The 8,816-nt window shown below is 64.5% G+C and carries 10 protein-coding genes and 1 pseudogene; 8 read left to right on the forward strand and 3 right to left on the reverse strand.

The window, feature by feature from the left end:
• From NFV80_RS15545 to holA, 3 genes are all read left to right on the forward strand, one after another.
• A partial coding sequence (locus tag NFV80_RS15545) for a class I tRNA ligase family protein (RefSeq protein WP_296759262.1) occupies positions 1-1,422 on the forward strand: 1,422 nt, incomplete at its 5' end.
• A 20-nt stretch (positions 1,423-1,442) separates the two neighbouring features.
• Positions 1,443-1,955 carry an LPS assembly lipoprotein LptE gene (lptE, locus tag NFV80_RS15550; RefSeq protein ID WP_295325130.1) on the forward strand — a complete coding sequence of 171 codons (513 nt, stop codon included), beginning with the start codon at positions 1,443-1,445 and terminating at the stop codon, positions 1,953-1,955.
• A gap of 12 nt (positions 1,956-1,967) precedes the next feature.
• On the forward strand, positions 1,968-2,972 hold the full coding sequence (gene holA, locus NFV80_RS15555; RefSeq protein ID WP_295325133.1) for a DNA polymerase III subunit delta: 1,005 nt from the start codon (positions 1,968-1,970) through the stop codon (positions 2,970-2,972).
• Positions 2,973-2,988: 16 nt separating this feature from the next.
• On the opposite strand, the gene NFV80_RS15560 is transcribed toward holA, so the two are convergent.
• Complete coding sequence (locus tag NFV80_RS15560) at positions 2,989-3,231, reverse strand: hypothetical protein (RefSeq protein ID WP_295325136.1); 243 nt, start codon at positions 3,229-3,231, stop codon at positions 2,989-2,991.
• Between the two features lie 117 nt (positions 3,232-3,348).
• On the opposite strand from NFV80_RS15560, the gene NFV80_RS15565 reads away from it, so the two are divergent.
• From NFV80_RS15565 to xerD, 4 genes are all read left to right on the forward strand, one after another.
• Complete coding sequence (locus tag NFV80_RS15565; protein ID WP_295325139.1) at positions 3,349-4,605, forward strand: glutamate-5-semialdehyde dehydrogenase; 1,257 nt, start codon at positions 3,349-3,351, stop codon at positions 4,603-4,605.
• 111 nt (positions 4,606-4,716) lie between these two features.
• A complete protein-coding gene (locus NFV80_RS15570; protein ID WP_295325142.1) occupies positions 4,717-5,289 on the forward strand; it encodes a chalcone isomerase family protein in 573 nt (190 codons plus the stop codon).
• A complete protein-coding gene (locus tag NFV80_RS15575) occupies positions 5,286-5,786 on the forward strand; it encodes a methylated-DNA--[protein]-cysteine S-methyltransferase (RefSeq protein ID WP_366143441.1) in 501 nt (166 codons plus the stop codon). The genes NFV80_RS15570 and NFV80_RS15575 overlap by 4 nt, the downstream gene beginning before the upstream one ends.
• Positions 5,773-6,687 (forward strand): site-specific tyrosine recombinase XerD, encoded by a 915-nt coding sequence (gene xerD / locus NFV80_RS15580; protein ID WP_295325145.1) that lies wholly within the window; start codon positions 5,773-5,775, stop codon positions 6,685-6,687. The genes NFV80_RS15575 and xerD overlap by 14 nt, the downstream gene beginning before the upstream one ends.
• 21 nt (positions 6,688-6,708) lie before the next feature.
• Here xerD and NFV80_RS15585 read toward each other — a convergent pair whose 3' ends face one another.
• Both NFV80_RS15585 and NFV80_RS15590 read right to left on the reverse strand, forming a co-directional pair.
• Entirely contained in the window at positions 6,709-7,257 is a 549-nt protein-coding gene (locus tag NFV80_RS15585; RefSeq protein WP_296759288.1) for a histidine phosphatase family protein, read from the reverse strand.
• 17 nt (positions 7,258-7,274) lie between these two features.
• Positions 7,275-8,027, reverse strand: coding sequence for an adenosylcobinamide-GDP ribazoletransferase (locus NFV80_RS15590; protein ID WP_295325151.1), 753 nt, complete (start codon positions 8,025-8,027; stop codon positions 7,275-7,277).
• Between the two features lie 346 nt (positions 8,028-8,373).
• Between NFV80_RS15590 and NFV80_RS15595 the strand changes: the two are divergent.
• A pseudogene (locus NFV80_RS15595) lies at positions 8,374-8,816 on the forward strand (MT-A70 family methyltransferase); the annotation flags it as partial.

Genomic DNA, 8,816 nt, shown 5'->3' on the forward strand with positions numbered 1-8,816 from the left:
GCTGCCGTCGACGCGATCGCCGCCGACCTCTCGGCCATGGGTCTCGGCGAGAAAAAGATGCAGTTCCGCCTGCGCGACTGGGGGATCTCGCGGCAGCGTTACTGGGGCTGCCCGATCCCGATCATCCATTGCGCCGCCTGCGGTGGCGTGCCCGTACCCGACCGGGATTTGCCGGTGGTGCTGCCGGAAAACGTCACGATTACCGGTGCCGGATCGCCGCTCGCCCGGATGCCGGAGTTCTACGAATGCCTCTGCCCGCAATGCGGCCAGCCGGCGAAGCGTGAGACCGATACCATGGACACCTTCGTCGAGTCTTCGTGGTATTTCCTGCGCTACTGCTGCCCGGACAACGAGCATGCGATGGTCGACGAACGGGTCGCCTACTGGTGCGAGGGCGGCATCGACCAGTACATCGGGGGTATCGAGCACGCCATCCTGCATCTGCTCTATTCGCGCTTCTGGACCAAGCTGATGCGCGACCTTGGCCTGTTCGGCGAGCACCGGCTCGACGAGCCCTTTGCCAACCTGCTGACGCAGGGGATGGTGGTCGCACCAACCTTTTACCGCGATGATGGCCACGGCAAGAAGCAGTGGATCAATCCGGCCGAGGTCGACGCCGTGCGTGACGAACGCGGTCGCGCCAGCGGTGCGACGCTGCGGGCCGACGGCCTGCCGGTCGTTGTCGGCGGCATCGAGAAGATGTCGAAATCGAAGAACAACGGCGTCGACCCGCAGGCGTTGATCGAGCAGTTCGGCGCCGATACGGCACGCCTGTTCATCATGTTTGCCAGTCCGCCCGACCAGTCGCTCGAATGGTCCGATGCCGGCGTCGAGGGAGCTTTTCGCTTCCTCAAGCGACTCTGGCGCTTGGTCTACGAACACCTCGCGGCGGCTCGCGTGACGCCTGCACCGACCGCCGAGCTGTCGACTGAACTGCGCGCATTGCGCAGGCAATTGCATCAGACGATCGCCAAGGTGGCTGACGATTACGGACGGCGCAAGCAGTTCAATACGGCAATCGCAGCGGTGATGGAGTTGCTCAATGCCTACGGCCGGATTGCCGGCGACTCTGCCGCGGCGAACTCGGTAAGGCAGGAGACGCTGGAAGCGGTGACGTTGATGCTCAGTCCGATCGTGCCACACGTCTGCGAAGCGCTCTACGCGGCACTCAGGCCAGGCCACACGGCGAGCGAAGAGGCATTTCCGAAACCCGATCCGACTGCCCTGGCGCAGGACGAAGTCGAGCTGGTGCTGCAGATCAATGGTCGCCTGCGCGGCAGCCTGCGAGTGGCGGCCGGCGCTGACCGGGCAAGCGTCGAGGCGGCCGCACTGGCCTGTGACGCGGCGCGCAGGCATCTGGCCGGGGCGGTGCCGAAGAAAGTGGTGGTGGTTCCGGGTCGTCTGGTCAATATCGTCGTCTGAGGCCGAAAGGCGGAAATCCCATGCGTTTGCTGGTGCGCTTTGGCTTGCTCGCGGCAACCCTCATCTGGCTAGCCGGCTGCGGCTTTCAGTTGCGCGGGGCTTACTCGCTGCCCTACGAGAGTCTCTACCTGGCGATGCCCGACTATTCGGTGATCGCGGTCAACCTGAAACGTGCCATCCGCGCCTCCGGAACGACCCGTGTGGCGTTGACGGCAAACGAAGCGCAGGCAACGCTGGTGCCCGGACTGGAGTCGCGCGACCGGGTGATTCTCTCGGTCTCGGGTACCGGTCGAGTGAGCGAGTTGCGCTTGCGCTATCTGTACAATTACCGGATCACCGACGACAAGGGCCGCGATCTGGTTGCGCCGAGCAGCATCGAACTGGTCCGCGATCTGACCTACGACGATTCCAACGTACTCGCCAAGCAACAGGAGGAAACTTTGCTCTGGCGGGACATGGAGAACGACCTGGTGCAACAGTTGATGCGTCGCTTGGCCGCCAGCAAGCCGGTGTTCCCGGCAGCTTCCCAGTAGAGGTCGCCGCACATGCAGCTCAAGGGCGAGCAGCTTGCGGCCCATCTCGAGCGCGACCTCCGGGCGATCTACCTGGTCCATGGCGATGAACCGCTGCTCGTGCTCGAAGCGGCCGATACGATTCGGGCTGCGGCCCGCCGACGCGGTTTCGACGAGCGCGAAGTGCTCAACGCGGTCGCCGGATTCCGTTGGACCGATCTGCATCACGCCGCAGGCAGCCTTTCGCTGTTCGGCGGTCGCACGCTGATCGACCTGCGTGTTCCGACTGGCAAACCGGGGCGTGAAGGCGGTTTGGCGCTGCAGGATTACTGCGCCCGTCCCTCGCCGGATTCACTGCTGCTGGTCACCATGATCGGCGTCGACTGGCGGGAGGAAAAGGCCGCTTGGATGAACGCCGTCGTCCGTGCCGGGGTGGTCGTCAAGCTGATTGCACCTGGTTTGCACGAGTTGCCTGCTTGGCTTGCCGGTCGCCTCGGTCGCCAGCAGCAGAGTGCTGCCGCTGACGGATTGCGTTTCATCGCTGACCGCGTCGAGGGCAACCTGCTTGCAGCACACCAGGAGATTCTCAAGTTGGGAGTGCTCTACCCACCCGGGGTGCTCAGCCTCGAGCAGATTCGCGACGCCGTCCTCAACGTCGCGCGTTACGACCTCGATGGCCTGCGCGAAGCGATGCTGGCCGGTGACGTGGCGCGCCTGGTGCGTATGATCGACGGCCTGCAACAGGAGGGCGAGGCGCCGCCGCTGGTGCTCTGGGCAATGACCGAGGAAGTACGTGCGCTGGCACAGATCAGCGCGGGTCTCGCAAGACGCCAGTCATTCGACGCGTTGCTCCGCGACGGACGCATTTGGGGCATGCGGCAAGGGTTGATCCGGCGCGCCCTGCAGCGCGTCGACGAGGAACGCGCGCAGGGCGCACTGGCGCAGGCAGCGCGCATCGACCGGATGATCAAGGGAATCGCTGCTGGCGACGTATGGGACGAGTTTCGCCGGCTTGCCCTGTGTATCGCCGTTGCCTGAAAAATCGAGAGACTTTTCAGGAGTTGCCGCCGTTGGGCGGCGAGGGGTCGGGAGCCAGATGTTCCCAGACACAATTGCCGCTTTCGTGGCGCACGTCGTTGAGGCCCGGGCTGCACTTCGTCTGCACGAGACACTCGCCCTCGCAATCCGGATCGACGACTACCAGGCGAAGCTCGGTGTCCACCATGCGCTGACCATCCCAGTAGCTGCAGGTTGCGCAGACCTTCACTTCGGCAGGCAGGATGAGTTTCTTTTTCATTGGCGCAGCGGGCAACAGAAGATAGTGCTCAGAGTGTAACCGCTGGCAGAGGTTCCGTTGACGTCGGCACGCAGTCAATGCCTATAATCGGGCTGCTCATACGGACAGAGATGCATCATGCACATCGAGCAATACATGCAGACCGTCGGCAGCGCGGCGCGCGAGGCCGCGCAGCTCATTGCGCGCGCCGACAGCAATGCGAAGAACGACGCACTACGTGCGATCGCGGCGGCGATCCGGCGCGAGAGCGCAACACTGGTCGCCGCGAATCAGGAAGACCTCGCCGCCGCGCGCGCTGCCGGCCTCGAAACGGCGATGCTCGACCGCCTGACTCTCTCCGCGAAGGGCGTCGCCGCGATGGCGGCAGGCATCGAGCAGGTGGCCGCCTTGCCCGACCCGGTCGGGGAGATTACGGACCTGAAGTTTCGGCCGAGTGGTATCCAGGTCGGCCGCATGCGTGTTCCGCTCGGTGTCATCGGGATCATCTACGAGGCACGCCCGAACGTCACCGCGGATGCCGCCGCCCTCTGCCTGAAGTCGGGCAATGCGTCGATCCTGCGTGGCGGGTCCGAAGCGATCCGCTGCAATCGGGCGATTGCCGCACTGGTCCACGAGGGGCTGGCCAGCTTCGGTTTGCCAGCGACCGCGGTGCAGGTCATCGAAACCACTGATCGCGCCGCCGTTGGCCATCTGATCCGGATGCGGGAATTCGTCGATGTAATCGTTCCGCGCGGTGGCAAGGGCCTGATCTCGCGCCTGCTGGCCGAGGCACGGGTGCCGATGATTCAGCATCTGGACGGCAATTGCCACGTTTATGTCGACGACGACGCCGATGCAGAGAAAGCCCTGCGAATCGTCGAGAATGCCAAGACGCAGCGCTACGGTACCTGCAATACGGCCGAGTCGTTGTTGCTGGCGCGTTCGCAGCTTGCCCGGCTGATGCTGCCGATCGCCGCGATGCTGACGCAGAAGGGCGTCGAGATCCGCGGCTGTCCGGAAACCGTGGACCGCGTCAAGGAGGCGAGGGCGGCGAGCGACGAGGATTACGCCAGCGAGTTCCTGGCGCCGATCATCTCGCTCAAGGTGGTCAGCGGTCTCGGCGAGGCGATAGCGCACATCAATCGCTATGGATCGCATCACACCGACGCGATCGTCACCGAGAATTACACGTCGGCGATGCGCTTTCTGCGCGAAGTCGATTCGGCGTCGGTGATGGTCAACGCTTCGACCCGCTTCGCCGACGGTTTCGAGTATGGTCTGGGTGCCGAAATCGGCATTTCGACCGACAAGATTCATGCGCGTGGTCCGGTCGGTCTGGAAGGGTTGACGAGCCAGAAGTGGGTCGTCCTTGGCCACGGCGAAGTGCGTGCGTAACCCGGCGTCGCCGCGGGCCTGCCTGCCCGACGGAAATCCGTGGCGGCAGGCGGAGGCCGCCACAGGGCGCAAGAATTTCGCCGGAATGATTTGCTACGAGAAGGAGATCGCATGAAACATGTTTTGCTGGCGACGATCGCCGCCCTGGCATTCAACCTCGCAGCAGCGGTCGAGGTTGCCGGTGTCAAGTTCGACGACAAGACTCGCGTCGGTACTGGCGAGTTGGTGGTCAATGGCGCCGGCGTGCGCAAGAAGGCCATCTTCAAGGTGTATGCTATGGCCCTGTATCTGCCGGCAAAGACCGGTGATGCAGCCGCGGCACTCACCGCGCGGGGCGCCAAGCGGATTTCGATCGTCCTGTTGCGCGACCTTTCGGCAAAGCAGTTCGTCGACGCGCTGCAGGAAGGTATGGCGAGCAACCACTCGGACGCCGAGATGGGAGCGCTGAAGGATCGTCTGCAACAGTTTTCCGACGCCATGCTGGCGACTGGCGAAGCGAAAAGTGGCAGCAGCGTGCTGATCGACTGGCTGCCGGAGAGCGGAACACGACTGACCGTCAACGGGCAGGCAAAAGGCAAGGACATTGCCGGCGAGGACTTCTACCGGGCACTGCTGGCGATCTGGCTGGGGAACAAGCCGGTGCAGGATGACCTCAAGCAGGAGTTGCTCGGCAAGTCGCCGTGACAGTCGCCGGTGCCGGGGCGATGGGCACGAATGCGTCCGACTGCCAGGTGGTGATCAGTGCGCCCTCCTTCAGTCTCGGCGTGGCTTGTGACGAACAGGAAATCCACCGCATCGTCTTCCTTGCCCCGACCGCCGAGCAGGCTCCGCGCAACGCGCTGGCCGCAGCGGCGGCAGAGCAACTGGCGGCTTACCTGGCGAATGCCGAGTACGTTTTCACCTTGCCCTTGCGTCCTGCCGGCAGCATCTTCCAGCGCCGCGTCTGGCAACAGATTGCAGCAATCCCGGTGCATCGGACGCGCAGCTACGGCGAGCTGGCGCGGCTGGTGCACAGTGCGCCGCGTGCGGTTGGACAGGCGTGCGCCGCGAATCCGTATCCGGTCGTCGTTCCCTGCCATCGCGTACTGGCAGCAGAGAGCCGCCTCGGTGGCTTTGCCGGTCGCCGGGAGGGCTTTCTGCTCGACGTTAAGCGCTGGCTGCTGGCGCATGAAGGCTGCTGAGGTCGACCCGGCCGATCTCGCCGCGATCGATTTCTTCTGTGACAGCCTATGGCTGGAAGACGGCTTGGCCAAGGCTTCGCTGGCCAGTTATCGCAGCGATCTCATGCACCTGGCGGCCTGGCTGGCCGAACACGAGCACGGCGGCCTGCGCGGCGTGGAGGAAGCGACTCTCCTGCGTTTCGTGGCGACGATTTCGCAGTCGCTGCGCGCGTCCTCGCAGGCACGCTACCTGTCGTCCCTGCGCCGATTCTACCGCCATCAGCTTGCTCGCGGCCTGCGCGAAGGCGATCCGACACTGAAGATCGCCATGCCGGTGAAACCGTCTCGTCTGCCAAAGGTGCTCTCGGAAGCGCAGGTCGAGCTCCTGCTCATTGCCCCGCGGGTCGAGACGCCACTTGGGCAGCGTGACCGGGCGATGCTGGAAACACTGTACGCGACCGGTTTGCGGGTGAGCGAGCTGGTCGCTCTGCGCTTGCACGAAATCCAGCTCGACATGGGCATCGTGCGCGTCTTCGGCAAGGGTGGCAAGGAACGCCTGGTGCCGCTCGGCGAGGAAGCGTGCGATTGGCTGCGAAGTTATCTCGGTGACGGCCGGCAGACGCTGCTCGCCGGGCGCCAGAGCGACGCGCTGTTCGTCACCGCACGCGGCTCGGCGATGACGCGCCAGGCTTTCTGGCAACTGATCAAGCGCTACGCGTTGCAGGCCGGGCTGGATCCTGCGCGCCTGTCGCCGCACGTGATGCGCCATGCTTTTGCCACGCACCTGCTCAATCACGGTGCCGATCTGCGCGTCGTGCAGATGATGCTGGGACATGCGGATATTTCGACGACCCAGATCTATACGCACGTCGCGCGCGAACGGCTCAAGGCCCTGCACGCCCGGCACCATCCGCGCGGCTGAGCGACGAGCTTGGCCCGGTGGTCAACGATTGCAATAGTGCAGGACCCCCGCACCGGCTCGCTGTTCTTTCCGCGGGCCGCGCTGCGCAGCGTCGGCCTCGATCTCGAGCAGCGTGACGCTGCCGAAAGCGAGCGGCAGCAGGCTCCACTCGTCGATTGGCAACCGTAGCCAATGCCCGAGCAGGGCTCGGATCACGCCGGCGTGGGTGACGAGCGCGACGCGGTCGCCGCCCAGGCTCGAGACACAGTCGAGCGCGCGTGCTTGCAGAACTGCTGCGGACTCTCCGCCCGGAGCGACGAAGTGCAGCGGGTCGGCCGCCCAGGCGTCGAGCAATTGGCGGTCGATGTCCTTCCAGGCGACACCCTCCCAATCGCCGAAGTGGATTTCCAGCAAGCGCCGATCGAACGTGGGCTGTCGATGCAGGGCCTCGGCCAAGCCGCGCGCACGTCGCAAGGGACTCGCCACTACCGGGATGTCGGCCGGCAGCAAGGTGCCCAGGCGCTCGGCAATCGGCAGTGGATCTTCCGCATCGACGTCGAGCTGGCCATAGCAAAGGCCTTCTCGCAGCAATGGCCGCGGATGGCGGATCAGGAAAAGCTGCACAACATGCCCAAGTAAAATGCAGCCTCGGCGAGTTGCTGCGTGGCCCCCAGACAGTCGCCGGTGTAGCCGCCGATCTGCCGCTGAAACATGCGCGCCAGCCACACAGTGGCGAGAGCGGCAAGGAGACAGCCGGCGAGTGCGTCTTGCGGTGGCAGCAGGAGAAGCGGCAGCAGGGCAGTGACACCGGCAAAGCAGAGTTCTCCCCAGCCGATGCGCGTCGCCAGTGGCTTCGCCTTGCCTTCGTCACGGACATAAGCGAGGGCCCGCAACAGGGTCGCCGCCGCGAAGCGGGAGATCGTATGGCCAGCGATCAGGATCCGCGGGATTTCCTGCCGCTCGAATTCGAGTAGGGCGCAGAATTTGGTCAGCAGCAGCATGATAAGCGCAATCGCCCCAAAGCTGCCGATTCGCGAATCCTTCATGATCGCGAGAATCTTCGCCTTTTCCCAGCCACCACCGAAACCGTCGACCATGTCGGTCCAGCCGTCTTCGTGGAACGCACCCGTCCAGTAGAGCGAACTGACCATTGCCGCCAGCACCGCCAGGGTCATCGGCCAGATGAGAGACGTCAGGGTGAAGACCACGGCGGAGATAGCCCCCACGATCAGGCCCACTGCCGGGAAATAGCGGCTCGCCCGGTCGAGCGCTTGACTGCTGTGGCCCACCCAGGCCGGCACTGGCAGGCGAGTGAAAAAGCGCAGCGCAGCAAAAAAATATTCAAGCTCGCGTCTGAACATCTTCCGATCCTGGCAGAGAAGTGAACTCGTATCGCGGAGGGGGCCGTGGTAGTCGCATCGGGCCCGCCAAGTCGACGCTCACGCGCCGGGGTTGGGGGTCTTCCGCCAGAGATTCCGGGGAGCGAATCTGGAGGCCGCCCTGAAGCACCGGCCGTGGGGAATCGCCTGTCGCTGCTGCTGGTGCAAGCAGTCTACCTCTCTCTCTGGCGTTATCATTGCTTGCCGCGACGTCTGCCGGCGCCGCTGGCGCGAGTCCCCCTGGCGACGAAGGAAAGAGATGAGCGAAGAATTGCCGGTTGCCGCCGGTGAGTTGTTGCAATGAGTCGGAGATCGCGAGTTTCGCACCGTGCTCGCGGATCCGCCGTGGCAATTTCAGAACCGTACCGCCAAAATGGCGCCGTAGCACAAGCGTCTCAGCCGATACGCAACGATGACGCTTGACGATATTTTGGCGTTGCCGGTGTCCGCAATCGTTGCCGAGCCGGCCCATCTCTATTTGTGGATACCGAACGCGCTCCTGCCCGAGGGCCTGCGGGTTCTTGCAGCCTGGGGCGCCGCCTAAAAGAGCAACCTCTTGTGGCACAAAATCGGCAAGGACGGGGGGCCGGACGGACGTGGCGTCGGTTTCTATTTCCGCAAAACGACCGAATTCATCCTCTTCGGTGTGCGCGGGCGCGGCGCCCGCACGCTGGCTCCAGGCCGTCGCCAGGTCAACATCATCAGGAGCCGCACGCGGGAGCATTCGCGCAAGCCGGACGAGGCCTACGACCTGATCGAGTCGTGTTCGCC

This window comes from Accumulibacter sp. (assembly GCF_023806565.1).
Taxonomy (GTDB): Bacteria; Pseudomonadota; Gammaproteobacteria; order Burkholderiales; family Rhodocyclaceae; genus Accumulibacter.